This is a genomic window from Mesorhizobium sp. B2-3-7 (assembly GCF_006442695.1).
Lineage (GTDB): Bacteria > Pseudomonadota > Alphaproteobacteria > Rhizobiales > Rhizobiaceae > Mesorhizobium.
Genome location: NZ_VFVV01000005.1, coordinates 296610 through 320552 on the forward strand (window position 1 = coordinate 296610; position 23943 = coordinate 320552).

The window sequence follows — 23943 nt, forward strand, 5'->3', positions numbered from 1 at the left end:
CGGATCGGAACGATGGCCAAGAGGCTCGACTACAACCAGATCGCCCCGAGCGGCGCCAAGGCGCTCGGCACCGTCTACGGCTATGTTCTCCAGAGCGGCTTGCCTGCCGAACTGGTCGAGCTCGTCTATCTGCGGGTCTCCCAGATCAACAACTGCGCCTATTGCCTTGACATGCACACGCGTGACCTCGTCAAGAAGGGCGTGAAGATCGAGAAGATCGCGCTGGTGCAAGCCTGGCAGGAAGGCGGCAGCCTGTTCAGCGAGAGAGAGCGCGCCGCGCTTCGCTGGGCCGAGAGCGTGACCAATGTTGCACAGACCGGGGTTCCGGACGCCGCCTATGAAGCCGTGCGTGCCGTCTTCGATGAAAAGCAGCTCGTCGACCTGACGATCGCGATCAGCCTGATGAACAGCTACAACCGAATGGCCATCAGCTTTCGGAATACGCCCCAGGCCGTTCTCGAGATTGATGGAGCAGAATAATGAATGGTAACGTGATTTCCAGGATCAAGATCCCGGACAGCAAATTGGCGCGCGAGGCGACCGAGTTCGTTCGCGACAGGAAATCGAGTTCCTTTTCAATCACTCTGTTCGCTTGCGCCTTCTGGTGATCGTAACCTGACAGATGGCGGCCCTAAGGAGAGGCGGCTCAACTCGCAAGCCGGCAGCCCCATTGTCGTCGGTCAGGAGTGTGCACGGCGATTCCGAAACCGGCCGTTCCGTATGCGGCCTGAGAAGCGGTACACTCACGTTTCAGCTTGGACTTTGCAGTTATTCCCGCTTGCATCGCGACCGAACTCGCGACCGAAGCGCTCGGAGAGGACGGCTGGAAGGCTTACGGCTCAATGACTGCGTTTCAGCGCATGGGCGATCCGGCAGAGCTCGGGGCGGCGGCACCCTTCCTCGCCTCATCGGACAGCAGCTTCATGACAGCGAGGTAGCGGTCGACGGCGGCCTAGCCCAACTCTGACAGCCGTCTTCCAAGTTCATTGAGCAGGCCTTCTCAGGTGCAAACTGGTCAAGGGTTTCAATCATTTGATCGCTGCCATCCTTGACCAGGATCCGGCCGTAAAGGGGGCGGCAGGAGAGTCATATTCCTGGCGAGCGATGATGAAGACGCCGCGGCGCAGATTGGTACGCTCGCGGAAAATCTCGGCTTTGCGCCGATAAAGCTAGGCGGGCTTTCCGAAGGCGACTGCTCGTGCAGGCGCGCAGGAACAACTGGGGCCGGCTGGTCTTCAAGGACCTGGTCAAATGATGAACATGACGTCCCCACCGGCAGGGACACGATGCACGCATCGGATCGAGCACTATCCGATGCGTGCGGCCGAGGTGATGCTTGGAAGCAAACGATGAAGTGCTCCGCCTCTCGTCAGCAGTATGATGAATACTTAGTTTTGACGGTCGACCGCAGCAGAAGCCGATCCGGTCGACGGGTTCGCCAGGATGGCGCCCGTAATGATGCGAAAGAGATGATCGGCCCGCGGCGCGAATGAGGGTTGGTCGACCGCCCAGCCGAGCGCCGTCATCAGGGCGAACAGGTCATCCCCATTCATGTCGAGCCGCGCCGCGCCTTCGGCCTGTGCGCGGAGCAGCAGTCGCGCGCTCGCCGAGTGCACCGCTGCGCATGAAGCGTAAAGAGCGGAGTTCGGATTCGTGTGGGCGGCGGCCATCATGGCGACGACGCCCCTATAGCTTTGGGCGAACGCCAACCACTCCTGGAACCAGGAGATGAGCGCTTCGTCAGGCGAATCCGAGGTTTCGAGTTCATCTGCCCTCTGAGTCAGTGCGTCCAGATTCGTACACAGCAGCGCCTCGAACAGGGCTTCTCGCGTCGGGAAATGACGAAGCAGCGTGGCTAACCCGACCTCGGCCCGACGGGCGATATCGCGCATGGACGCATTGATACCGTGCTCGGCGACGACGTCACGCGCGACCGCGAGGATATGGCTGTAATTTTTTTTTGCGTCGGCTCGCATGAGATGCCTTGATAAGCGGATCAGTGATCCGTATATGTGGATCGATGATCCGGTTACTAAGCGGATCGGTGAACCACTAAATAGAGTGCGTCTGCACAAATGGCAACAAAGGCGCCGCCCGCCCCGCAAGGAAAATGAACATGAGCACTATCAGCATCATCGGGTCAGGCGGTATGACCGCAGCGATCGGCGACCTTGCCGCCAAGGCCGGACACACCGTCGAGGTGATGAGCCGCGACGGTGCCAAGTCGCGGGCGCTGGCCGAGCAGGTCGGAGCCGGCGCGACGACCGGAACGTTTGGCGCCGCTCCGGTCGGGGACATTGTCATCCTGGCGGTTCCCTATTCGGCCGTTCTCGACGTGGTGAAGCAGTACGGCGAAAAGCTGGCAGGCAAGCTCATTGTCGACATCACCAACCCCATCAAATCCGACTTCACGGGTTTCTTGACTCCTGAAGACAGTTTCGGCGCGCAGGAGATCGCCAAGGTTGCTCCTGCCAATGCCACTATCGTCAAGGCGTTCAACACCCAGAACGCCCGGGTCTTGGCTGCCGGTCCAATCGGGGGCCATCCATTGGACGTGTTCATCGCCGGGGACGACTCTCAAGCGAAGGCGCGCGTCTCGGCGTTCATCGACAGCCTCGGACTACGTCCGATGGATACCGGGCGGCTGATTATGGCCCGAACGCTGGAGCACGCCTGCATGCTGTGGCTGGGCCTCATGACCCACTCCGTCAAACACACCAACTTCTCAATCCGCGTCAGCCTCCTCGGCTGAGCCCGCGGCACCACGTCTCGCATCACATTACCCAAGGAGCAGCAGCATGCGCGTTTTCGTTACTGGCGGGACCGGCCATATCGGTTCGTATGTCATCCCCGAGCTCATCGCGGCCGGACATGAGGTCATTGGCCTGGCCCGGTCGGACACGTCCGCGACTGCGGTATCGGCACTCGGCGCCAAGGTACGTCGCGGGGATATCACCGACCTCGATGGGCTCAAGGTCGCGGCGGCGAGTCCGACGGCGTCATCCACGTCGCGCACCGGCAAGACCTGCTGCCCTCCGGCGGGATCGACGCCGTGGCAGCCGCGGAGCTCCAGATCATGCTCGCCTACGGCGAGGCGCTGGCGGGGACCGGAAAGCCGCTCGTCGTCTCAGGGAGCATCGGCTCGCCGAGGTGGGAAGGCCTGGGCCGGCCAGCCACCGAGGAAGATCCGGCTCTTCCCGGCGGCGAAGCATACAAGGGCACCCTGCGGGTTCGCAACGCCGTGGAACTCGCCGTGATCGGCTTAGCGGGACGGGGCGTGCGGTCTTCGGTCGTCCGAATTCCTCCCATCGCGCACAGCACGACCGATGCCGGCTTCCTCCAGCTGCTGATCGGTCTCGCGAAGGAGAAGGGCGTAATCGGTTACCCCGGAGACGGCGCGAACCTCTGGCCGGCTGTGCATGCCCGCGACCTGGCCTCCCTGTTCCGCCTGGCGCTGGAGAAGGGGCCGGCTGGCAAATATTGGCACGGGATTGAGGGCGAGGGCATCCGGTTCCGCGAGATCGCTGAGGCCATTGGCAGCCGTATGGGCATGCCTGCTGTGCCCATCCCTGCGGACGTACTGATGTTGCCGGGCTTCTTCGGCTTTCTCGCGAACTTGGTCACGCTGGACCTTCCGGCGTCCAACGCCATCACCCGCCAGACGCTCGGCTGGGAGCCAGCTCAGCCGGGCCTGCTCGAGGACCTCGACAACGGCCATTACTTCCCGGCGGATCGTATCGCGATCCCGTGATCCGTCCACCCAACTCACAAGGAGACAACACATGAGCACTATCAGCATCATCGGCTCAGGAGCCATGGCCGCCGCGATCGCGGGCCGTGCCGCCAAGGCCGGACATACCGTCGAGGTTGTCAGCCGCGACCCCGCCAAGGCGCGGGTGCTCGTCGACCAACTTGGAGTCGGAGCGACCACCGGGACATACGGCGCCGCCCCCGCGGGCGACATCGTCATCCTCGCCGTGCCGTACAGCGGTGCCGCGGCGGCGGTAGCCGACTTTGGGAAAGCGCTCGATGGCAAGGTGATCGTCGACATCGCCAACCCGGTTGCCCCCGACCTCTCAGGCCTCGTCACGCCCCACGGCAGTTCCGGCGCGCAGGAGACCGCAAAGGGCCTCCCCGCCGGCGCGCATGTTGTGAAGGCATTCAACACGATCTTTGGTCACGTGCTTGCGAAGGGCGGACGCCTCGACGCGTTCATCGCAGCCGACGATGCGGAGGCGAAAGCGCGCGTCTCGACGTTTCTCGAAAGTCTCGGGCTGCGTCCGCTCGACGTGGGCGGCTTGCACATGGCCCAGACGCTGGAGGCGCTCGGTTTAATGATGATTGGCCTCGCCAAAAACGGCGCCGGCACCTGGGACTTCGCCATGAACGTCGATATCGGCTAAATCACCGACATCAGCCCTCCGCTGCACTACAGCCAAGGAATCGATCATGATCACTCCCTTCCAGATTCCCTATGATGCGGACCAGGCCGCTGACCTTCGTAGCCGCCTCGCACGGACGCGTTGGGCCGACGCGGTAACTGACGACTGGACCATGGGAACCGAGCGCGGCGTCCTCAACCAGTTCATCGATTTCTGGCGTGACGGCTATGACTGGGCGCAGCGACGAGACCGGCTTAACCAGCTTCCCCATTTCCGGACGACGGTCGACGGCCATGGCATACACTTTCTGCATTTTCGCAGCGGCCAAAGGGGATCGATCCCGCTACTGCTGATGAACGGCTGGCCGTCAAGCTTCGTGGAGTTTCAGCGTATAGCACCGCTGCTTACCCAGGGAACGCCGGCATTCGATGTCGTGATCCCCACCATGCCCGGCTTCGGCTACTCGGACAGGCCAACCCGGCCCTACGAGGCGGAGCCCAGCGACCTTTATCCGAAGCTAATGACGATGCTGGGCTATAGGCGGTTCGTCGTGGCTGGGACTGACATCGGCTCCGGCCTTGCCACGCGAATGGCGCTTCGGCATCCGGCGCGTTTGCTGGCTCTCCATGTCTCGGCGGTCGCGCCGAAGCCGATTCCAGAAGATGCGTCGCCCCTGTCGAAAGCCGAGATCGACTATGACGAGCGCCTCCAACTGTGGAGCCGGGAGGAAGGGGGCTATCAGGCGATCCAGAGCTCGAGGCCACAAACGCTCGCCTTTGGGCTTGCCGACAGTCCTGTTGGCCTAGCCTCGTGGATTGTCGAGAAATTCCGGGCCTGGACGGACTGCGATGGCGACGTCTTCTCTGTCTGGCCCCTCGAAGCCTTGATTGACACCCTGATGATCTACTGGATGACCAACACGATCGGGTCGTCTGTCCGCTACTATTACGATACCGCCCGGCTGCGGCCGCCGTTGCGGGCAGATGACTTCGTGCATGTTCCCACCGCCGTCGCGATGTGGCCACATGATCTGGCGCTCGCGCCGCGCGAGCGGGCCGAGCGGCTCTACAATGTGCGGAGTTACACCGTCTTTCCGCGTGGCGGGCATTTTCCGGCCTGGGAAACGCCGGAACTCTACGCCGACGATTTGCGAAAGATCGCGCTCGCCGCGATCTGAACGAACAAGCGTGTTCCGCTTCACCCACGAGCGGGCACGGCTCGTGGAGATTGCCCGCCAGCGGCGTGCCGAGCAGGCGGCTGGCCAAGCTCGAAGAACAGCGGGTGGAATATCTCGATCGCAAGCTCGCGCAGCCAGAGCAGCGTGATCGACTACGGACGTTTCTGATGACGCTTCCCGCTGACTCCATCTCCGAGGAAGCGTTCGGGCGAAGAAGGAAGGTTACCGCTAGAGCCATTCACGGTCCACGATCTTCGGCATACGGGATCAGTGTTTTGGTACATCTGCCCCAGACGATTTTTCCATCTCGAAGCGAGCTAGCAAGTCACTATCGTCGCCAATTGCCGGCTTGATGCTGCCTTGGCAGCCCGCTTCCAAGTTCGCGTTTCCGGCTCCTTTGGAAGCGTTCCGTGCACGAATTGCAGGCCCCTCCGGCCGTTCGCATCGCGATGGACGTGAGGGCATTGTTTCTGATCACCAGATTGGCGCTTCGCGCATTGTCTCGGGCACGACCGGTTCGAACCCTCCGATAGATCTCCGTGCCTGACATATCGCCGCGTCCGGCTGCCATGCAGCCGTATTTTCGGCGATTGCTTGCCTGTGGTCGATCACTCGGCATGGGGTTCATCGATATCTCTATTCCCACAATGAATTTGCGAGCGAAGGAAGAGAACGAAAATAAACGAAACAAACGGATATGGGGAGGCGCATGGACGCGCAGACTAATCCAGAAAGCAGGCAGTGGATCCAGGCGGTCCGTGCCGACAGTCTTCCTGTCGACGATGCGACGCGCATCGAGCACCAGGGGGTATGTATCGCCATCTTTAATCTTGCCGGCAAGTTCTACGCCACTTCAGGCATTTGCACGCACGCCCACGCCTTCCTTTCGGAAGGCTATATCGACGGCCAGACGGTGGAGTGTCCTTTGCATCAGGGACTGTTCCACATCCCCACCGGCATACCGCTTTCACCGCCCGTCACCGAGCGGCTGAAGACCTACGAAACCAAGGTGTCGGACGGCCACGTCCACATCCTGGTGGAAGGAGGAGTGACTTGAACTTGTCGGGATATATCCCGGGCTGAAACCAAAATATGGGAGGAGACCTAAAATGCTGAAATTATCACGTCGCCATCTGCTGAAGACAGCCGCGGCGCTTTCCGTTCTCGCTGCTGCACCGCTGACGACAGTTCCGGCCTTCGCCGAAGACTCCGTCCACGCCGTTCTCAATGGCCTGATCAAGAAATACTCCGACGAAGCCAAGGCGGGCATATCGAATGCCGACGTCAGTGCGCTGTTCGAAAAGGACGGTTTCCGGGACTATCTCGACGTCTATCCGGTCGGGGACCTCGCCGGCGGATTCGTCTGGAAGCCGGGCATGGGCGCCAGCTTCGTCGGCCCTTACAGCAAGCTGCAGATCAAGGCGCCTTTCACGGATTATCTGCCGTTGCCTGAAGGTCCGGTGCTCGACGCCAGCAAGAAATATCGCATCGGCCTGGTCTTCCATGGCTTCAACCATCCCTGGCTGATCAGCCTCGCCGACACCGCCGCCTGGGAAGCCAAGCGCCATCCGAATATCGAACTGGAGGTGATCGACGCCGAGTTCGACGACAACAAGATGGGCCAGGTGATCGATACGTGGATCGCTAAGCAATATGATGGCATCGTGCTGTGGCCGAACCGTGAAGCGCCGATGGGCCCGCCCGTGGACCGTGCCATAGCCGCCTTGGCGCCGGTATTGTTTCCAGGACCGAGTACCTTCCCGGACGATCGTTTGACGGCGCTTTCGATCTCGGATCACAAGCCGTTCACGCAATCCTTCGCGGCGTGTCTGAAGGTTCGCCAAACGCTACGTCCGATAGAGGCTTTCATGCAACTGGTCAGGGATCATTAGACTGACCGCGGTACTTCCGCCCTTTTAGGGCGTTGCCCAGCAACCAAGTGCCTTTTCGCGCCGCCGCATGGCATTGCTGCCGGCGCAATCGGTCAGTCCGCAGCCCAAAGCTCTACGACCAATTGCGGCCGCCGCATGGCGCACGCTTGGCCGCTCCCCGCTCTTCGAACGGCGCCCATACGCCGTCAATCCCACGCCAGCCTTCGCGACCTTGTGGTCTTCAAATATTCGGTCGCGCGCTGCTCGAAGAAGTTAGCGCGCGACCAGTTCTCGGCGTCGATCACGCGGTCGTAGATCGATTACTGCTCCTTCTTGAACAAATCCTGGAAGATGAGATGGCCCCAAGTGCGGCCGCGTGCGTGCACCAGCGCGCCACCCTCGTCGAGTTTTCCCAGCTTGACGGGTGCGAACCCGAGTTGTTTGGCCAAGGCCGCCACGGGAGCGGTCGTGTCCTCGTCGTCGCTCGACAGGAAAACCACGCGGTGGCCGCCCTCGACGATCGGATCGGCAGCCAGGGTGGCCGCAGCCAGGTGATTGAACCCTTTGACGAGCTTGGCGCCGGTGAACGCCTTCGCGACGAAGGCCGAGGACGGGAGACCGTCCAGCTCTTCGGGGAGAACTCCAAAAGTGTTCATCGCGTCGATGACCGTCTTGCCTTCCCAGTTTGGCAGGGCCTTCGCGACCTCGCGATGCTCCCAGAACGGGACCGCCAAGATGATTGTGTCGGCCTCGAGCGCATCCCGCAGCGACTTGGCGATGACCGTGGGTCCAATCGCCCGAGCCTGCGACGCCAATGCCTCGGGCGGCCGGCGGCTCGCGACGGCCACCTTGATGTTCTTACGGGCGAAGGCCTGGGCGAGGGCCTGGCCTATCTTGCCGAATCCTACAATTGCATAGCTCATAATACTTCTCCGATCCGTGTTGATGTCGATTCCCGGCCCTCAACGGCGCTGGTTAGTTGAATGGAGTGCCGGCCGGGCGTGGCGCGTCAGAGTTGCGCAAGGCCACCGTCGACGGCGACCTCGCTGGCGGTCATGAAGCTGCTGTCCGACGACGCGAGAAAGGCGGCGACGGCGCCGATCTCCGCCGGATCGGCCATTCGCTGGAGCGGCGTCATCGCGGCGAAGACCTTCTGGCCCTCCTCGCCCAGCGCTTCCTTCGCGAGTTCGGTGGCGGTCGCCCCGGGCGATAGCACGTTGACCCGGATGCCGGTGCCCTTCAGGTCCTCTGCCCAGGTCCGCGCGAGGTTGCGCACTGCCGCCTTGCTCGCGCTGTAGGCGCTCATTGCCGCGGCGCCTGTGGTGCCGGCGCTCGATCCGGTCAGGATTATCGAACCGCCCTGGCCCATCAGCGGCAGCGCCTTCTGGACAGTGAAGATCGTACCCTTCACATTGGTGTCGAAGGTTTGGTCGATGTGCTCGGCGGTGATCTCGCCGAGCGCAAGCTGGCTTCCCGCCCCGGCATTGGCGAAGACGATGTCGAGGGTTCCGCGCTCGGCCTTCACCGTCGCGTAGAGTCGGTTGAGGTCGGCCTCATCCGAGACCGAGCCCGTCACCGCGCGGGCATTGGGCCCGAGCTCGGCCAGAGCCGCGTCGAGCGTTTCCTGCCGGCGGCCGAAGATGAAGACGAAGGCGCCCTCCTCGATGAAGCGCTTTGCCGCGGCGCGGCCGATGCCGGTAGCGCCGCCGGTGATGACTGCAACCTTCCCGTTTAGCTTTCCCATGACTTTTCCTTCCAGGCTCTGCCTTTGATCGTTCGGGAAGAACCCCGAGAGCCTGGAAATAAGTCTGCAGGGGTCAGGCTTTGAGTGCGGAAGTGCGCACATCGGTGGTGCAAAATCGATCCGGTCGGACGACTGCCGCCAGCCGCGACGAATCGGTGTCCGTCGTTCGGAATTGGGCCGCGCTCGTCGACATAAGCTATGATAACCGCCCACACTGCTGTACGACTGCGTTGGATACGGGCTTTGGAAAGCGCACCGCGCGGTGCGGGATCGCGCCATGATCGACTGGGATGATGTTCGCTATTTTCTGGCCGTGGCGCGCGGAGGCTCGGTGCGGGCCGCCGGCGAGCGCCTCGGTGTGAACCACTCGACCGTGCTGCGACGCGTTGCACAGCTCGAGGAACGCCTTGGGGCGCAGATGTTCGAAAAGCTGCCTTCGGGCTACCGCCTGACGGCTGCGGGCGAGGAGGTGCTCGAGCTCGCGAACCAGATGGAAGCGTCGTCGCACCAGTTGGAGACACGCGTCTTCGGGCGCGACCAGAGCGTGCGCGGGCTTCTGCGGGTGACATTGGCTCCGACCCTTGCGACACACCTGCTCATGCCTGATTTCGCCGAGTTCGCGCGTCTGCATCCGGACATCGAGATGGACGTCTTGTCGTCCGGGGAGCTGGCAAATCTGACCAACCGAGAGGCCGACGTGGCGATCCGCGTCGTCTATGACCGCAAAACCCTGCCGCTCAATCTTCACGGCCTGAAGGGGCCAGAGTTGTTCGGCGGCGTCTATATGTCCCGCGATCGACTTGCCGCCTGGCATGCGGGCGCGCCCGATCCCGTCCGGTGGATCGTCATAAGCATTCATGGAATTCCGGACTGGGCTCGCGAGGGCGAGGTTCGCACCACGGAGGTTCCATTCAGGACCACGGACGCCGAGGCACAGATCGTTGCGGTACGGCAAGGGCTCGGGATCACGACACTGCCGTGCTTCGTCGGAGATGCCGACCCCCTGCTGGTGAGGGTGCCGGGTACCGACCTGCACATGTACGGAACGCTCTGGCTTCTCACGCAGGGGGAGACACGCAAGACGAAGCGCGTGCGGCTCTTCACGGAATTCGTATCCCGCAGGCTCGCCGCGTACGCTCCGCTTCTCGCGGGACTTTCCATATCGCGCGACTGACGCCTGGCGGGTTGACGGCCTGCCTTGCCGACGGCTTTCCGGGGGGGCTTGCCGGCTGCTTATGATCGCCGCTTTCCGGCTATCATTGGCGCCGCCTCAGGTGGAAAATGCTTCGATGGAAACTGTGCGATTTCCCAAGCTCACGACACCAAGGCTCGTGCTTCGGGCGCCGAGAAAACGGGATATCCCGGCATGGTTTGCGCGCGCGACGGATGTCGAATCCGCCTCTCTTGCCGGCGATCCTGTTCCCGACGACATAAGCGCGGGCGAGCGATGGTTCGCCCGTTCGCGTCAGCGTTTCGCTGACGGTACGGCGATCCAGTGGTCCATAGATCAAGTAGGAGTTTCGGAAGCGATCGGGACAATAACCCTGTCCTTCGGCGCAACCGACGCCAAGGCAGCCGCATTGGGATTTGTGCTCGCGCGTGCGCATTGGGGGCACGGACTGGGCAGCGAGGCGGCGCGCGAAGTTCTCCGCTACGCTTTCGAAACTCTGGCGCTTGAACGGGTGACGGGCGAAGCGGCGGCGCGCAATTTTGCCTCGGTGCGGATATTTGCGAAGCTTGGATTCAAACATGTCGAAAGCTTCATCGACGAGTCCGACGGCGAGCGTTGCGAGCGCTTTACGCTCGACCGAGACATCGGGCCGTCACTGTTGGCAAGCAACGCCATGCCGGACTGCTAGGGCTCTGAGCCATGGCAAATAGCGTTGCTCCGGCGAGTCGATACTGACCTGCGCTTGCGCGCCTCTCTCGACAAGACCAACGGCTGGACGCGATCGAGCGCAGCCAGGTTCAGTTGGTGCTGGTTGTGGCAGTGAACCCGCACTGCTTCTGTTCCATATCGATCTGCTTCGTGATGCGGACGGCGTTCTGTGCGTAGGCTTCCGTCACGGAGCCACTATTCACGGTCTTGTCCTTCAGCGGACTCACGCCTGCGCAGAGGTGGAAAACATGCGGCTCGGTGGACTTCGCGGCTCCGTTTTCGGGCGCGATCCAGTAGACGACGTCCTGACCTGCGGGGTGGCTCGCGTCTCGCGTCGCCGCCGCCACCGCGGCGGTGTCCGTGGCGATCGCCTGCGCCTGAGCGGCGACGTCGGGCGAACAGGCAGTGGTGGGCTGCCCCGACTTGATCTGGGCTGCGCATGCGTTCATATCCTGGGTGTATTGTTCGACCGACGGGGTTTTGAAGCTGATTCCCATGACCGTCGCGAGCACGGCCAGCGCAGCGCCGACGCCGCCGGCAACCTTCTTGGTCCGCGGGTCCATGTTTTTGTCGGTGAGGATGAGGAAAACCAGCGGGAGAAAGGCAATCAGCGTGATGATTGCGCCGAGCTGGTTTTGGAAGAAGAACCTGGCCGTGTCGGATGCACGGGCCGGATCATGCCTGTTCGCCGCCTTCCACAGCAAGTTGCCGGCGATTGCGAAAATCGCGATGCCGACCAGAAGGCCGATGATCAGCGGCAGGTGTGCCTGATCGAATTTGTTCTGGCGAAGCAGCATAATCCCGTAGATTTCGCCGCCAATGGCGACGATCCACGAGAGTGCGGCGAAAAGACGAAGACGCGTGGCGGAGGACTTCTGGCCCTGCGTCGCTTGCCAATCCTTGGTAACGTCTGACTTGTTGTCGGTCATTGACCAGATCCCCTGATATCGACACTTAGGCGGGCGGCGTTAGCAGCGTCATTGAACGAGCATTACTTGCCTTAGCGACGCGGGCAAAAATGTGAGCGCCACGGCAGGCTTAATCCTCATACATATTGCGCATGAGTGAATCCGTCCATACTCATTGAGGCAGACGCCTATGCAGCGATGGCTCCGTTAATCTCTGGCCCGAACTGACGACACCAGCCGAAAATCGAAATTGCCATTGCCATCTCCGTGGTTCCTTCCTCGGCGGCTTTCGCACACCCTGCGGCGCCCGAACATTCGCTTCTCGCACTGTGGGGTTATGATAGCCTGGGCGACCGAAAGATCGAATACGACGCGAATTCCACAATGACGATGACCACGACACCAACTGCGGTATTGCGTGGCATGGAGCTCAGCATCCCTCGCGAGAATGCACCCGGCAGACTATGTCCGAGCGATCACCAGGGAGGCGTGGCGTCGATGCTCGCCGCGCTCGCCCGATGAACCGTTGGCAACTTGCTCATGGACGGTATCTCGATCTTGGTGCGAGATCGTTACTGATGGGGATCTTGAACGTTACGCCGGACAGTTTTTCCGACGGTGGAGAATTCGATCGGCCGGAGCGGGCACTCGAACAGGCACGGCGTATGATCGGCGAGGGCGCGGCGATCATTGATGTCGGGGGTGAGTCCACCAGGCCCGGCGCCGGCAGCGTTTCGGCGCTTGAGGAACAATCGCGTATCCTCCCGATCATCGAGGCGCTGTCGTCGGACGGCGACTGCATCGTTTCGGTTGACACCTATCGGGCCGAGACGGCGCGTCTCGCGGTCGCGGCGGGTGCACATATCGTCAACGACGTACACGGCCTGCAGCGCGAACCCGACATTGCGCACGTCGCAGCGGAAGCCGGCGCTGGCCTCGTCATCATGCACACCGGGCGCGACCGGGAAAAATTGGCCGATGTAATCGCCGACCAGTTCCTGTTTCTGAACAGATCGCTGGAGATCGCTCGCAACGCCGGCATTCCGGACGACTGCATCGTGCTGGACCCAGGCTTCGCTTTCGCCAAGAGCGGAGAGGAGAACCTTGAACTCATGGCTCGCTTCGGCGAACTGCGCGCTCTTGGTTTTCCATGGCTCGTCGGCACCTCGCGCAAGCGGCTTGCCCATCACCTGGTCGGCGACAGCGACGAAGGGCGGGACGTTGGCACAGCTGCAACCAGCGTCATCCTGCGGTTGAAGGGTGCTTCGATTTTTCGTGTGCACAATGTCGGGATCAATCGCGATGCCCTGGCTTTCGCCGACGCAGTGCGCGAGCGCGAGAATACGGCGGAATGAAAGAACCTGTCAGGCGGGCTCGGTCACGACGCCGATACGCCGGTAGGTGAATGGTTCGTCCTCCGAAGGAACTGTCGCGGTACGCTTGGCTTCGTCGATCAGCATCGCCATGCGCGCGTGGATCGGCGACTTCGCGCAAGCCGGATCCGTTGCGGCGGCATCGCCGGCGATCACCATCGCCTGGCAGCGGCAACCGCCCCAGTCGATCTCGCGTCGTTCACAGCCGCGACAGGGTTCCTGCATCCAGTCCGTGCCGCGGAAGGCATTGAACGCCGGCGAATCGGCCCAGATCGAGGAGAGGGTGTGTGGTTTGAAACGCTCGAAGCTGAGCGACGGGATCGTCTGCGCGGCATGGCACGGCAGCACGGTGCCGTCAGGCGCCACCATGAACGCGTCACGCGCCCAGCCACCCATGCACGGTTTGGGGTAGATGGCGAAATAATCCGGTGTCACGAAATCGATGTTGATAATGCCGGCCAGCCGCTCGCGTGCTTCCGCAACGATTTCCGCCTGCCGGTCGACTGCTGCACGCTCGGGCATCAGCTGATCGCGATTGATCAAAGCCCAGCCAGCGTACTGGACGTTGGCGATCTCGAGCCTCTCCGCGTCCAGCGAAAGGGCAAGATCGATGAACTCCGGTACCTCCTCGATGTTATGGCGATGGATCGGCGCGTTGATGGTGAGAGGCAAGCCGGCAGCTCGCGCGCGGCGTGCCGTCTCCAGCTTCTTGTCGTGGCTGCCTTTGTGGTTGCCGATGCGTTCGGTGGTCTCAGGCCGTGCGCCCTGAAAGCTCAATTGCAGATGGTCGAGCCCGGCTTCGGCAAATGCTTCGATGCGGCCTTCGGCGATGCCGACGCCCGCGGTAATCAGATTTGTATAGACGCCGCGCGCTGAAAGTCCGGCGATCAATTGCTCGAGGTCGCGGCGCAGCGTCGGCTCACCGCCTGACAGATGCACCTGCAGAACACCGAGATCGGCGGCCTCCGAGAACAGGCTGAGCCAGGTCTGTGTGTCGAGTTCGCGATTGGCCTTCTGCAATTCGAGCGGGTTGGAGCAATAAGGACATTGCAGCGGGCAGCGATGTGTCAGTTCCGCCAGCATGCCGATAGGAGGGAGGAGGGGCGTGTTCATAGCTTCACCAGCAGCTTGTCCGACCACTCTTGCAGGAAGGCGATGACGTCGGCCGCCACGGCCTCCTCCTCGGCCTCATAATCCGTGGCAAGGCCGGCGATGATTTCGCCGACCGTGGACCGTCCGTCGCAGCGCCGCAATATGTCGAGGCTGATATCGTTCGGCCAGAATATTCTCTCCGGTGAAAGCACGGCGAACGCCTGCCGCACGGAATCGTACTGTATGCGCACGTGCTTCGGCAGGAAGGGTATCGATCGCAGCGACACCAAGGCTCTTTCGCGCAGCATCATGGGGCTGCCTCGGGGCGGAAGGCGCCGGGCGGTATGTTTCCCGGCTCGCCATAGGCGTGTTGAAGCGCATCAAGCATGGCCCAGAGTATATCGCATTTGAACACCAGCGCATCTATTGCCTGCTGCTGGCGTTCCGCCGTATCAGCATGGCTGAGCACGTAGGTGAGGGCGAAGTCGGCGTCGCGCGAGGCTTGTTCGGGCCGTTGCTTGAAATAGGCCAGCGTATCCTCGGTGATATAATCGTATTTGGCCAGCATCGCCGGTACGCGCTCGCCGATGATAAGCGGTGAGAACATCTCGGTCAGCGACGACGCGACCGCCTCGAACAGCGTCCGGTTGGTGCAAAAGGAGAGGTAGGCCCCCACGGCGAACCGTGTCGCCGGCAGTGCCAGCCTTTCGCTCTTCACGGCCTCGGCGTCCAGACCGAGTGAGGTTGCCAGATGCAGCCAGCGCGCGATACCGCCGCTCCAGCCGTCCTCGCCATCATGGTCTTCGATACGTTTGCGCCAGGCGGCGCGAAACGCCGGATCCTCGGCATGTGCGAGGATCATGGCATCCTTGCGCGGGATGACAGCCTGGTAGCAATAACGGTTCAGCGCCCAGGCCTTCATCTCGGCCTTCGACAGCGCGCCGCTGGTCATCCTGTGATGGAAGGGATGATGATTGTGGTAGCGCTCGGCGCCGACCTGCCTCAGCACGGCTTCGAGATCGCTCGTGGACAGGCCGCCTTTGGCCGCATCGCGGAAATCGTTCAAAATTCCATCTCCATGCCGTCGCCTGCGACTTCCCAGCCTGCCGCCTTGACCGCCGCGTGTTCGGCCGAATTCTCGTCAAGGATCGGATTGGTGTTGTTGATATGGACGAAGACGCGGCGGCCCAGCCTCACATCGGCCAGGCTGGCGATCGAACCCGCGTCTCCCGAAATCGCCAGATGCCCCATGCGCGCGCCGGTTTTCTGACCGACGCCGGCGACGATCATCTCGTCGTCGGTGTAGACAGTGCCGTCGAACAGAAGACAGGCTGCATCGCAAAGACGCGCGCGCAGCGTCGCATCGATGCGCGCGCAGCCCGGGATGTAGAAGACAGAATCGCGGCTGCCGATACCCGCAATTCGGACTCCAATCGTGTCACCGGCGTCGGAGCTGAAATTGGCATCCGGATGGTCTTTGTCCTCCAGATAGAGTGCTATCTTTCCAGGCACCGGAAAGCTCTCGATCATCACGCCGGTCTCGCTGCCTTCCGCATCGCAGATGACCAATTCTTTCGCTGTCGGCAGGATGCGCCGCGGCACGACCGCCGGATCGAGAACGTTGAAAATCGAATTCGCCTCCAGCGTCGCCAGAACCTGCGCCGTTGCATAGATGGCGAAAGGCTGCCGCTCGCGCAGGCTGAGCAGTCCGGCGATATGATCGACATCGGCATTGGTCAGCACCACCGCGCGGATAGGCGTCGAACGCAGCGGCGCGTCGCGCGCAGGTTGCAACTCTGGCGTTGCCGCGATCTGCTGGCGAATGTCGGGTGAGGCATTGAAAAGAACCCAGCCGACGCCATCCGTCGAAGCGATGACACTTGATTGGGTTCGTGAATGCACGCCAGCCATCCCGGAGCGGGCCGCACGACTGAGACGATAATTACAATTCCATTGCGGAAAGCCGCCGCCTGCCGCCGATCCGATGATCCTCAAATGCATGAAAACGCCCGCCCCGCGGCTTCTCTGACCAGCAGGCAATTTGCAGCCCTGAAAAGTGCCGCGCGCGCCCTACACGCGTCAAAACCTTTCGCCAAAACCCTTGCGGGGATGCGTGCCCCTGTTGCCAGGGACACGCACCTCTGCGGCCTACCTCTTGGGAGTAATTTCGGCAGGCAGATACCGAGAAATTTCCATGCCCGCAGCAACCTGGCACATGGTCGGTTTTTTCCAGTTCTTCTTCATGACATTTCTCCTCTTATACCAGTCCGAAGGGACCGATCCCTGTTGTTAGCCAACCATTGCAGGGCACCGAAGCAATGGCTCGTCCATCACGTCTCAAAATGGACAAACGAAAAAGTAGGTTTTGAAAAATCGAAAAGCAAAACTACCGGGAATAATAGCAAAACCTTCCTTCAATTGCTCGTTTCATATGGTCTTTTCACCTCCAGCGGAAGATTTGCACCTTCCCACCCATCAGCGCCGAGTGGATACCAGATTACCGAACTGTAGCCCCACTCGATCGCCCGTTTGGCGGCATTCCAGGACATCCAGCAATTCGTCATGCAATAGAACAGAATCGCTCGCGATTTGTCCGTGCCGGCCTTGGCTTCGAGGCCTTGGCGAAAATAGCTGGTGGTCTCTTGCGAAATAGCGCCGTATCCCACGTTGGCCAGCCATGTACTGCCTGGAATGTCCTTTCTAACCTTGTCTCTCCATATCGTTCCTGCCGGCAAATTGGTCGGCTTGGGCGTGTTCGGCATCACGTCGAAGAAGACTGCTTTCTTCGCTCGCCACAGCGCTTCAGCTTCCGCCGTCGTCACCACCCTGGCGCCTTGCAGCGTCGGCGGCACCGGCGCCCGATAGTCGTCCATCCGGTACCCCCTGGGTTCGGCGATCTCGCCAGCCCGCGTCGGTTCGGCCAGACCCATAAGGCTCGCAGCGACCAGCAAAAAAACAGCCTCCTTTCCCTTCATTGGGTGATCGGATTGTCGTGTTCATCGATCAGCGGCACGTTGTAACTCAGCAGGAGCCTGTTGATCTCCGCCTGGTTTTCCCTGATCACCCGGTTGAGCGTCCGCTTCCATTCCTGGTCGGACGGACGTACGCCCATGGTGATGCGGTAGGACATGCGCGAGCCGGTTTTTTCCTTTACCAGCGGAACAATCGCCACATCGGCTCCAAGTTGCTTGGCATAGTAGCCTGCCATCGGTCCCCACAGGACCGCCGCGTCGATCTTGTGGGCCAGCATGTCCTTGATCATGACCTCCCCCATGGAGGGGGTGACACGCGTATCCACCGCAAGCGGATAGATCTTGGCGGTCCGCAGAAGCTTGTTGGCGGCCATGTTGGCGGTTGGCGGCGTGCGCTCGACAACCCCGATCGTCTTGCCCGTGAGTTTGGGATCCTCGATCGTTTCGACGCCCTCCATATCGTTGCCCTTCGGGTAGACCAGCACATATGTGGAGCGATAATAGGCGTTGGTGTTCTGCACCAGTTCATCGCCTTGGGCATAGCCCATGATGATGTCGCATCGGTTCGCTCCCAGCGTGTTGCGAACGAAGCCGGTGACAAGTGGAAACCAGGTATAGGCGACGGACTTCCGTCCGGTTTTCGCGGCTACCAGTTCGGCGAGTTTGTTTTCGAAGCCTTCGCCGCTCTTGTCGGTGAAGGGCATATTCGAAGGATCGGCGCAGACGCGCAGAATGTCGGGATCGACCAGTTCTCCCGCCGCGCCGAGGCCGGCGCCTTGCGCCTGCGCGTTCGATGGCAACAAGGCCAGTGCGCCGAGAATCGGCAGAACGACGCGCAGCTTCAATGCACCGCAGCCGTTCATGTCATCCGCCCATGCAGGATGCTTCGGCATCCTTCGCCGCCTGCGGCTTGTCTTCGTGCTTGGGCGGCCTGCCGCGTGGCGCCGCACCATCGGCGCGCGCGCGCAGGTAGACATAGAGATCGTCCAGGTAGCAATAGACGTTCTTGTTGTCGCCAAAGGCAGGCATGACGTTTTCCTTGCCGCCGCCGACATTCTTGCGGCCCTCGGCGACGATCGAGAGGAACGTGGCGTAGTCCATGGTTTTCAAGCTGTTGACCAGGGCCGGCGCGTAGCTCGAACCTGTCGCATCCTGTCCGTGACAGACATGGCAATCGGAGTGATACCGGCGGTAGCCGCTGAACGTGTACCAGTCGACGGTTCCGTTCTCGATCTTGTAGGTCGGATTTCCATCCGCATCCAAATACTTGCCGCCTTCTTGCTTCACCGCCTTGGCTTTTTCCATGCTGTCCTCGGCCCACGCCACGCCTGAGCTTGCCAGAGGCAGCAGAGCCAGGACGAAAGCCGAAATTACAATGCGAACGGACATTCAAACGCTTCCTTCATTTGCCGTGGACACGGTTTTGCTGCCGTGGCCGGCATTGATCGGTGTGTCGGGGGTGCAACCGCATCGAGAGCCCGGCCATGGTTTCGGATGATCCGGGCTCTCGTTTTTCAAACCTCCGGTCCAACAAGACCTGAGGCGTGCTTAAGGTTCCCCGCCCGTCAGTCCGGGAGACCGAAGACGGTGAGCTGACCGCCCAGCGTCGTATAGTCCGCAAGTGCCGCGTAGCCGCCGACGGCACCCAGGCCAGCGGTACCAACGACCGCGGACTGATCGCCTTGCGCACGGCCCTGATCGACGGCGCCATGCCAGGCAGCAGCGTTGTCAGGCGAAAGCAGACCGCCTGCCAGACCGATACCTGCCCACCCACCGACGCCGGACAGAACGGCGATGTACTGCTTGCCGTCATGCTCGTACGTGGTGATGTTGCCGATGATGCCGGACGGGGTCTTGAACTTGTAAAGTTCCTTGCCGTCCTTATCGACCGCCTTGATGTAGCCTTCGAGCGTGCCGTAGAAGACGACGTCGCCATCTGTCGCCAACGCGCCCGACCACACGGAGAACTTCTCAGGCTTCGACCAGACGATCTCGCCCTTGGCCGCATCCCAGGCAATGAAGTTGCCCATGCTGCCGTCGCCGCCAGGTGCCGGGTACATCGACACTGTGGCGCCAACATAAGGCTGACCGGCGGTGTAGCTTACCTTGTACGGCTCATAGTCCATGCAGACATGGTTGGTCGGAACATAGAACAGGCCGGTTTTCGGCGAATAGGCAGCTGGCTGTTGATCCTTCGTTCCAAGCGCCGCCGGGCAAATACCCGTCGAGTTGGTGTCTTCGCCGTTCTGCTGGGTCGAATATTTCGCCACGACCTGCGGGCGACCATACTGTTCGCTCTTTGGGTCCATGACGACTTCCGTCGCCCAGTTCACCGCTGGATCGTATTTCTTGGCGACGAGAAGCTCGCCGGTGGCGCGATCCATGGTGTAGGCGAAACCATTACGATCGAAATGCACCAGCACGTCGTGTTTGGCGCCATTGACCTCCATGCCGTCGACGAGGATCATCTCGTTGATGCCGTCATAGTCCCATTCGTCATGCGGGGTCATCTGGTAGAGCCATTTGGCAACACCGGTATCGGCATCGCGGGCCATGATCGTCATTGACCAGCGGTTGTCGCCAGGCCGTTGGACCGGGTTCCATGTCGAGGGATTGCCGGTGCCGTAGTAGACCAGGTTCAGCTTGGGATCATAGGAATACCATCCCCATGTCGTGCCGCCGCCTGTCTTCCATTGCTCGCCTTCCCAGGTGTTGGTGCCGGAATCCTTGCCTACCGGCTTGCCCAGCTGGGTGGTTTTCTCGGGATCGATCAGGGTGTCGGCGTCGGGACCTTCCGAATAGGCTTTCCAGGCAAGTTTGCCGTCTTTCAGATTGTAGGCGGCCAGCCAGCCGCGAACGCCGAATTCGGCGCCGGACACGCCGATGAGTACCTTATCCTTGACCACGACGGGGGCAGCCGTGCCGGATTCGCCTTTGCCGCCGTCGGTCATGTCGCCATTCTTGACCGACCAGACGACCTTGCCGGTCTTTGCATCGAGGGCGACGACCGTGGTGTCGGCCTGATTGAGAATGATCTTGCCGTCACCATAGGCAACACCGCGATTGACCGTATCGCAACACATGATCGGAATGACATTCGGATCCTGCTTGGGCTCGTATTTCCAGAGGATCTTCCCGTCATTCTTGAGGTCGAGCGCAAAGACATTGTTTGGGAAGGGCGTATGGACATACATCACATCGCCGATGATCAGCGGTCCACCCTCATGCCCGCGCAGCACGCCGGTGGAAAAGGTCCATTTGACCTGCAGGTTCTTCACATTATCCGCAGTAATCTGGTTGAGTTTGGAATAGCGGGTGTTGGCGTAGTCACCCGTCTGCATCGCCCAGTTCTTCGCATCCGAAGCGAGCTTTGCAAGATCCTCGTTGGCCGACGCCGTATAGGCCGCGCCGAGCGACAGAAACGCCGCAGTGGTTAGAATATACGTAGCTTTCGTAAGTACACGCATCCGAATTCCTCCCGGGGTTCACAGTGATGAATCGACTGTCAGGCCCACAAGGGCTCGCCCAAGCGATTCACGGGGGGGAAATATTTCCGGCAGCGTGTCACGACCTAAGCCAGATGTGCAGAGGGCACCGTTACTGCCCATCTCACTTTGGCCTACGAAAGACTGTCGCCGCTCCCTAATGACGGTGACGCCCTTGAAGCCGGAAACAGGGAAAGGCTATGTCATCCCAAAAGGCTAGGCAAGCAAAAAAGGCCTAGTGCATTGTTGCACCGCAATATTCTAAATGATGCACTGCAATATGTAGAAATGAACAGAACTACAAACTTAATATGAAGTGTTTTACGCCTCCGTGGAGACCGAGAACGGTATTAAGATAGTCTTACGGGCGATCTTTTGATTTTAATATACACCAGGGTTATTTGCTAATGTTTATCACTGCCCATCTTGGATGGCATGTAAAAAGTCTCGCCGTTGCCCGGTATTGAGCGAGATGCGAAGCGGTCGTAGGAGCCTGGGCGCGGAGCCGGTGATCAAGTCGTCATCCATAGCTATCGCTCGTGGACAGCCCTTTCCTCCTTTGGTCGTATACGGAACCCATGGGTGCTTGACTGGCTTTACGGCGCGTTGCCAACTGGCACGCCGATCTCGTCCGGGCGCATCGAACCCGGACCAACCGGAGGTTTCTCATGATCAGATATGTTGGATTCTCGACCTTGCCGCTGCTCTTCACCGCGACACTGGCCATCGCAAACCCGGCAGGTGCTGCGGGAGACTATCCCACAGTAACGGTTGTCGACTACGTGCTCGGCTGCATGCGAACGAACGGCCAGACGCGTCAGGCGCTGGAAAGCTGTTCCTGCTCGATCGACGTCATCGCCTCGATCCTTCCCTACGACCACTATGAGACGGCCGAGACCTTCAAGAGCATGTCTTTGACGACGGGGGAAAACGCGGGGCTGTTTCGGGAAAGCGCACCGGCGAAGGCAGCCCGTACAGAGCTGAAGCGTGCGCAGTCTGAAGCCGACGTGCGTTGCTTCTAAAGATCAAGCGTGCCCATCGCGGTGGCAGTGCGGCATACCGTATTTCGAGACTTCAGAGCCCCGTTTTCTCCAGCGGCCACTGATTGCGGAATACCTTGCCATCCGTGTCGATCGCTTCGACCTGGATTTCACCATTGCCGTGCGCCGTGAAATCGAATCGGAAATTGGGGTCTTCCGAAATCGATATTCCACCTTCCATCGAGAGGATCGGCCGGCCGGCCTGCGAGATCGACAGCTTCTGAACAAAATGCGCGGGAATGAAATACTGGGTCAGTGGATCCCGCTGCAGGCCCGAATTGTTCGGGTGGCGGATCATCAACTGCAACTCCTCTGCCTTGCTCATCGTCTCTTGGGGTGGGAACTGGCGCAACTTCATCTGCCCCATCGTCGCCATGGCCTCGTCCTGGTTCTTGACCGCAGGGGCGGAGCAGCCGCCTGACGCCTTGACGAAGGTCTGAGCCATGTGGAGTTGGCCGCCTTGAGTCTCCGCTATGGCACGCAAATAGGAATAATCGTTGACGCGCACGCGTGTCGACAGATGTGTCACCCCGGCGTCCTTGCCGATCTGGAACGTTGCCGCCACCGGCGCAGGATTGGCGTCGATGATCAAGGTCACGGATTTGATGCCGTCCGGCGCCTTGGCTGGGTCGACATAGATGTCGACAGGCACGATGGCGGCATCTTGCGCCCGCTTTGGCGCTTCGATCCTGACCACGCCGGTATCGACCAGAATAGCTCGGTCGCCGAACACGTCGCCTTTCAAGTCTTCCCAGATCTTCTCCGAAGAAGCCGTTGTTTGCTGTGCGTTGGCGGCTGAGGAGACGCCGAACAGCGTACCGATGGTCAAGATGATTGCGGCCAAGAATGGTGCAAGCGACAAGGCGAACTGCCTGCTCGCGTAAGCGTGATTTTGCATTTCGATGCCTCCACCAATGCAACAGAGGTGGTGCCCAGGCTGGCGTTTAGAATATGCCTTTGACGACGCGTTGGCAAATCGCCCCACTTCATGATCTCTGGCGCATGTCGGTGTGGTCTATTCCCATTCGAGTTCAGCAAAAGCAGCCGTTGCGTTGCGCTCATTGTAGTCGTCGAACAGGTGCCATTTGCCCCGTTCGCTTCCGGCGGCGGTTTTGACGGCCTCTCGGAGCGGCGTCCCGTCGGCGATCGCCTTGCGGATATCGCGCGCCAGAATCTCGAAATAGCGCCGTTCTCCTGACAGCGCCTGCGGCCAGTCGGCCGGCACCGGACCATGACCCGGAACGACGCGCGCGGCGCTGATCGCGGCGAGCGCATCCATCTGGCGGAGCCAGCCAAGCAGCGATCCGTCGAGCGTCGGCAAGGAGCCCATGAACACGAGATCGCCGGCAAAGAGCGTGCTGGTCTCGGGGTCGAAGACGGTCAGGTCGTTGTCGGTGTGCGCAGCCTTCCATGCCCGCAGTTCGAGCATGCGCCCCCCGAGATCGAGTTCCAGGCGATCATCGACCAGCATCGCCGGCGAAACGATCTCGACTCCGTTCATAAGCGCTTCGCCGACCTGTTCGCGATAATTGTGCAGATAGAACGCACCACGCGCCTCGAGGGCACGCGGCAAATTGCGATGGCCAACAATGGTCGCGCCGATCTCCCGGAATGCCGCATTGCCGAAAATGTGATCGGGATGCATGTGGGTGTTGATCAGGAAGCGAACCGGTTTTGCGGTTATCTTTCCGATCGCGGCGAGCAAGGCGTGCGCCTCGGTCAGGCTGCCGCCACTGTCGACGACGGCAACTGCATCGGTGCCGACGACGACCCCCAGATTGCAGATCGCACCGTCGTTGGTTGTAGTCATCAATTCATCCACGCCCTGGAAGGCGAAGACGCCGTCGGCGATTTGGCGGACCGAGAACCGCAGGCCGCCGGCCGCGGCCAAGGCGGCTCGTCCGAGGCAGCACGGCAGCAAGGCAGCACTGACGGCGGTGCAGGCAAACCCACTCACAACCCTGCGTCGTAGCCGATCAATCGACATGGGGTCCTCCGATATGCATTCGCCATCAGGGCG

26 protein-coding genes and 2 pseudogenes are annotated in these 23943 nt (G+C 61.0%); 14 read left to right on the forward strand and 14 right to left on the reverse strand.

All coding sequences use genetic code 11. The features are described from left to right. Positions 1 to 12: 12 nt before the first annotated feature. The 4 genes and pseudogenes from FJ940_RS12710 to FJ940_RS28770 form a co-directional block, all read left to right on the forward strand. A complete protein-coding gene (locus FJ940_RS12710; protein WP_140656729.1) occupies positions 13 to 480 on the forward strand; it encodes a carboxymuconolactone decarboxylase family protein in 468 nt (155 codons plus the stop codon). Then, positions 480 to 608 carry a hypothetical protein gene (locus FJ940_RS28985; protein WP_281405515.1) on the forward strand — a complete coding sequence of 43 codons (129 nt, stop codon included), beginning with the start codon at positions 480 to 482 and terminating at the stop codon, positions 606 to 608. The genes FJ940_RS12710 and FJ940_RS28985 overlap by 1 nt, the downstream gene beginning before the upstream one ends. A 177-nt stretch (positions 609 to 785) precedes the next feature. Beyond that, positions 786 to 967 (forward strand): annotated as a pseudogene (locus tag FJ940_RS12715) (SDR family oxidoreductase); the annotation flags it as partial. Continuing rightward, a pseudogene (locus FJ940_RS28770) lies at positions 968 to 1255 on the forward strand (NADP oxidoreductase coenzyme); the annotation flags it as partial. Positions 1256 to 1388: 133 nt separating this feature from the next. Here the strand turns inward: FJ940_RS28770 and FJ940_RS12725 are convergent. Then, the gene (locus FJ940_RS12725; RefSeq protein WP_140560458.1) at positions 1389 to 1976 is read right to left on the reverse strand and encodes a TetR/AcrR family transcriptional regulator; all 588 of its coding nucleotides are present in this window, start codon (positions 1974 to 1976) and stop codon (positions 1389 to 1391) included. A gap of 140 nt (positions 1977 to 2116) precedes the next feature. Here FJ940_RS12725 and FJ940_RS12730 point away from each other — a divergent pair, with 140 nt between their 5' ends. The 6 genes from FJ940_RS12730 to FJ940_RS12755 all read left to right on the forward strand — a co-directional run bounded on the left by FJ940_RS12730 (position 2117) and on the right by FJ940_RS12755 (position 7451). Continuing rightward, positions 2117 to 2752: an NADPH-dependent F420 reductase gene (locus FJ940_RS12730; protein ID WP_140560459.1), complete on the forward strand. Its 636-nt coding sequence runs from the start codon at positions 2117 to 2119 to the stop codon at positions 2750 to 2752. Positions 2753 to 3076: 324 nt separating this feature from the next. Next, a complete protein-coding gene (locus tag FJ940_RS28625) occupies positions 3077 to 3751 on the forward strand; it encodes a hypothetical protein (RefSeq protein ID WP_246671016.1) in 675 nt (224 codons plus the stop codon). Between the two features lie 31 nt (positions 3752 to 3782). Then, positions 3783 to 4403: an NAD(P)-binding domain-containing protein gene (locus tag FJ940_RS12740; protein WP_140557388.1), complete on the forward strand. Its 621-nt coding sequence runs from the start codon at positions 3783 to 3785 to the stop codon at positions 4401 to 4403. Positions 4404 to 4449: 46 nt separating this feature from the next. Continuing rightward, positions 4450 to 5559, forward strand: a complete 1110-nt coding sequence (locus FJ940_RS12745; protein ID WP_140560461.1) for an epoxide hydrolase family protein — start codon at positions 4450 to 4452, stop codon at positions 5557 to 5559. A gap of 709 nt (positions 5560 to 6268) precedes the next feature. Next, positions 6269 to 6616, forward strand: a complete 348-nt coding sequence (locus FJ940_RS12750; protein WP_181171762.1) for a non-heme iron oxygenase ferredoxin subunit — start codon at positions 6269 to 6271, stop codon at positions 6614 to 6616. Between the two features lie 52 nt (positions 6617 to 6668). Then, positions 6669 to 7451: a sugar ABC transporter substrate-binding protein gene (locus FJ940_RS12755; protein WP_140656731.1), complete on the forward strand. Its 783-nt coding sequence runs from the start codon at positions 6669 to 6671 to the stop codon at positions 7449 to 7451. Between the two features lie 299 nt (positions 7452 to 7750). Here FJ940_RS12755 and FJ940_RS12760 read toward each other — a convergent pair whose 3' ends face one another. Both FJ940_RS12760 and FJ940_RS12765 read right to left on the reverse strand, forming a co-directional pair. Next, a complete protein-coding gene (locus tag FJ940_RS12760) occupies positions 7751 to 8356 on the reverse strand; it encodes an NADPH-dependent F420 reductase (protein ID WP_281405879.1) in 606 nt (201 codons plus the stop codon). A gap of 83 nt (positions 8357 to 8439) precedes the next feature. Next, positions 8440 to 9174 carry an SDR family oxidoreductase gene (locus FJ940_RS12765; RefSeq protein WP_140560464.1) on the reverse strand — a complete coding sequence of 245 codons (735 nt, stop codon included), beginning with the start codon at positions 9172 to 9174 and terminating at the stop codon, positions 8440 to 8442. A 277-nt stretch (positions 9175 to 9451) separates the two neighbouring features. Between FJ940_RS12765 and FJ940_RS12770 the strand changes: the two genes are divergently transcribed. Beyond that, the gene (locus tag FJ940_RS12770; protein ID WP_140656732.1) at positions 9452 to 10348 is read left to right on the forward strand and encodes a LysR family transcriptional regulator; all 897 of its coding nucleotides are present in this window, start codon (positions 9452 to 9454) and stop codon (positions 10346 to 10348) included. Positions 10349 to 10463: 115 nt separating this feature from the next. Continuing rightward, positions 10464 to 11033, forward strand: a complete 570-nt coding sequence (locus FJ940_RS12775; RefSeq protein ID WP_140560466.1) for a GNAT family N-acetyltransferase — start codon at positions 10464 to 10466, stop codon at positions 11031 to 11033. Positions 11034 to 11142: 109 nt separating this feature from the next. Here FJ940_RS12775 and FJ940_RS12780 read toward each other — a convergent pair whose 3' ends face one another. Beyond that, positions 11143 to 11982 (reverse strand): hypothetical protein, encoded by an 840-nt coding sequence (locus tag FJ940_RS12780; RefSeq protein WP_140649820.1) that lies wholly within the window; start codon positions 11980 to 11982, stop codon positions 11143 to 11145. Between the two features lie 557 nt (positions 11983 to 12539). Here FJ940_RS12780 and folP point away from each other — a divergent pair. Then, a complete protein-coding gene (gene folP / locus FJ940_RS12785) occupies positions 12540 to 13316 on the forward strand; it encodes a dihydropteroate synthase (protein ID WP_246671017.1) in 777 nt (258 codons plus the stop codon). A gap of 9 nt (positions 13317 to 13325) precedes the next feature. Here folP and pqqE read toward each other — a convergent pair whose 3' ends face one another. From pqqE to FJ940_RS12830, 8 genes are all read right to left on the reverse strand, one after another. After that, positions 13326 to 14447: a pyrroloquinoline quinone biosynthesis protein PqqE gene (gene pqqE, locus FJ940_RS12790; RefSeq protein ID WP_140498258.1), complete on the reverse strand. Its 1122-nt coding sequence runs from the start codon at positions 14445 to 14447 to the stop codon at positions 13326 to 13328. Continuing rightward, entirely contained in the window at positions 14444 to 14737 is a 294-nt protein-coding gene (pqqD, locus tag FJ940_RS12795; RefSeq protein WP_140498256.1) for a pyrroloquinoline quinone biosynthesis peptide chaperone PqqD, read from the reverse strand. The genes pqqE and pqqD overlap by 4 nt, the downstream gene beginning before the upstream one ends. Beyond that, entirely contained in the window at positions 14734 to 15492 is a 759-nt protein-coding gene (gene pqqC, locus FJ940_RS12800; RefSeq protein ID WP_140498254.1) for a pyrroloquinoline-quinone synthase PqqC, read from the reverse strand. The genes pqqD and pqqC overlap by 4 nt, the downstream gene beginning before the upstream one ends. Further along, the gene (pqqB, locus tag FJ940_RS12805) at positions 15489 to 16427 is read right to left on the reverse strand and encodes a pyrroloquinoline quinone biosynthesis protein PqqB (protein WP_140498251.1); all 939 of its coding nucleotides are present in this window, start codon (positions 16425 to 16427) and stop codon (positions 15489 to 15491) included. Before pqqB ends, pqqC begins: the two co-directional genes overlap by 4 nt. Before the next feature lie 413 nt (positions 16428 to 16840). Continuing rightward, positions 16841 to 17401, reverse strand: coding sequence for a PQQ-dependent catabolism-associated CXXCW motif protein (locus FJ940_RS12815; RefSeq protein ID WP_140581044.1), 561 nt, complete (start codon positions 17399 to 17401; stop codon positions 16841 to 16843). Continuing rightward, positions 17398 to 18291 (reverse strand): substrate-binding domain-containing protein, encoded by an 894-nt coding sequence (locus FJ940_RS12820; protein WP_140524717.1) that lies wholly within the window; start codon positions 18289 to 18291, stop codon positions 17398 to 17400. Before FJ940_RS12820 ends, FJ940_RS12815 begins: the two co-directional genes overlap by 4 nt. After that, complete coding sequence (locus FJ940_RS12825; protein WP_140515133.1) at positions 18263 to 18787, reverse strand: c-type cytochrome, methanol metabolism-related; 525 nt, start codon at positions 18785 to 18787, stop codon at positions 18263 to 18265. Before FJ940_RS12825 ends, FJ940_RS12820 begins: the two co-directional genes overlap by 29 nt. 176 nt (positions 18788 to 18963) lie before the next feature. After that, a complete protein-coding gene (locus FJ940_RS12830) occupies positions 18964 to 20865 on the reverse strand; it encodes a methanol/ethanol family PQQ-dependent dehydrogenase (protein ID WP_140498243.1) in 1902 nt (633 codons plus the stop codon). 686 nt (positions 20866 to 21551) lie between these two features. Here FJ940_RS12830 and FJ940_RS12835 point away from each other — a divergent pair. After that, complete coding sequence (locus tag FJ940_RS12835) at positions 21552 to 21905, forward strand: hypothetical protein (RefSeq protein ID WP_140498241.1); 354 nt, start codon at positions 21552 to 21554, stop codon at positions 21903 to 21905. Positions 21906 to 21957: 52 nt separating this feature from the next. Here FJ940_RS12835 and FJ940_RS12840 read toward each other — a convergent pair whose 3' ends face one another. Both FJ940_RS12840 and FJ940_RS12845 read right to left on the reverse strand, forming a co-directional pair. Then, positions 21958 to 22821 (reverse strand): quinoprotein dehydrogenase-associated SoxYZ-like carrier, encoded by an 864-nt coding sequence (locus FJ940_RS12840; protein WP_140515257.1) that lies wholly within the window; start codon positions 22819 to 22821, stop codon positions 21958 to 21960. A gap of 117 nt (positions 22822 to 22938) precedes the next feature. Next, positions 22939 to 23910, reverse strand: a complete 972-nt coding sequence (locus tag FJ940_RS12845) for a quinoprotein relay system zinc metallohydrolase 2 (protein ID WP_140656735.1) — start codon at positions 23908 to 23910, stop codon at positions 22939 to 22941. Positions 23911 to 23943: the final 33 nt, after the last annotated feature.

Coding starts and splice junctions, on each gene's coding strand:
- folP (WP_246671017.1), top strand. CDS start 12,540: ATGGGGATCTTGAACGTTACGCCGGACAGTTTTTCCGACGGTGGAGAA.
- FJ940_RS12775 (WP_140560466.1), top strand. CDS start 10,464: ATGGAAACTGTGCGATTTCCCAAGCTCACGACACCAAGGCTCGTGCTT.
- FJ940_RS12845 (WP_140656735.1), bottom strand. CDS start 23,910: ATGTCGATTGATCGGCTACGACGCAGGGTTGTGAGTGGGTTTGCCTGC.
- FJ940_RS28985 (WP_281405515.1), top strand. CDS start 480: ATGAATGGTAACGTGATTTCCAGGATCAAGATCCCGGACAGCAAATTG.
- FJ940_RS12825 (WP_140515133.1), bottom strand. CDS start 18,787: ATGTCCGTTCGCATTGTAATTTCGGCTTTCGTCCTGGCTCTGCTGCCT.
- FJ940_RS12835 (WP_140498241.1), top strand. CDS start 21,552: ATGATCAGATATGTTGGATTCTCGACCTTGCCGCTGCTCTTCACCGCG.
- FJ940_RS12840 (WP_140515257.1), bottom strand. CDS start 22,821: ATGCAAAATCACGCTTACGCGAGCAGGCAGTTCGCCTTGTCGCTTGCA.
- FJ940_RS28625 (WP_246671016.1), top strand. CDS start 3,077: ATGCTCGCCTACGGCGAGGCGCTGGCGGGGACCGGAAAGCCGCTCGTC.
- FJ940_RS12740 (WP_140557388.1), top strand. CDS start 3,783: ATGAGCACTATCAGCATCATCGGCTCAGGAGCCATGGCCGCCGCGATC.
- FJ940_RS12750 (WP_181171762.1), top strand. CDS start 6,269: ATGGACGCGCAGACTAATCCAGAAAGCAGGCAGTGGATCCAGGCGGTC.
- FJ940_RS12745 (WP_140560461.1), top strand. CDS start 4,450: ATGATCACTCCCTTCCAGATTCCCTATGATGCGGACCAGGCCGCTGAC.
- FJ940_RS12725 (WP_140560458.1), bottom strand. CDS start 1,976: ATGCGAGCCGACGCAAAAAAAAATTACAGCCATATCCTCGCGGTCGCG.
- FJ940_RS12820 (WP_140524717.1), bottom strand. CDS start 18,291: ATGCCGAAGCATCCTGCATGGGCGGATGACATGAACGGCTGCGGTGCA.
- FJ940_RS12765 (WP_140560464.1), bottom strand. CDS start 9,174: ATGGGAAAGCTAAACGGGAAGGTTGCAGTCATCACCGGCGGCGCTACC.
- FJ940_RS12770 (WP_140656732.1), top strand. CDS start 9,452: ATGATCGACTGGGATGATGTTCGCTATTTTCTGGCCGTGGCGCGCGGA.
- FJ940_RS12730 (WP_140560459.1), top strand. CDS start 2,117: ATGAGCACTATCAGCATCATCGGGTCAGGCGGTATGACCGCAGCGATC.
- pqqB (WP_140498251.1), bottom strand. CDS start 16,427: ATGCATTTGAGGATCATCGGATCGGCGGCAGGCGGCGGCTTTCCGCAA.
- pqqD (WP_140498256.1), bottom strand. CDS start 14,737: ATGATGCTGCGCGAAAGAGCCTTGGTGTCGCTGCGATCGATACCCTTC.
- FJ940_RS12755 (WP_140656731.1), top strand. CDS start 6,669: ATGCTGAAATTATCACGTCGCCATCTGCTGAAGACAGCCGCGGCGCTT.
- FJ940_RS12830 (WP_140498243.1), bottom strand. CDS start 20,865: ATGCGTGTACTTACGAAAGCTACGTATATTCTAACCACTGCGGCGTTT.
- FJ940_RS12780 (WP_140649820.1), bottom strand. CDS start 11,982: ATGACCGACAACAAGTCAGACGTTACCAAGGATTGGCAAGCGACGCAG.
- FJ940_RS12815 (WP_140581044.1), bottom strand. CDS start 17,401: ATGAAGGGAAAGGAGGCTGTTTTTTTGCTGGTCGCTGCGAGCCTTATG.
- pqqE (WP_140498258.1), bottom strand. CDS start 14,447: ATGAACACGCCCCTCCTCCCTCCTATCGGCATGCTGGCGGAACTGACA.
- FJ940_RS12710 (WP_140656729.1), top strand. CDS start 13: ATGGCCAAGAGGCTCGACTACAACCAGATCGCCCCGAGCGGCGCCAAG.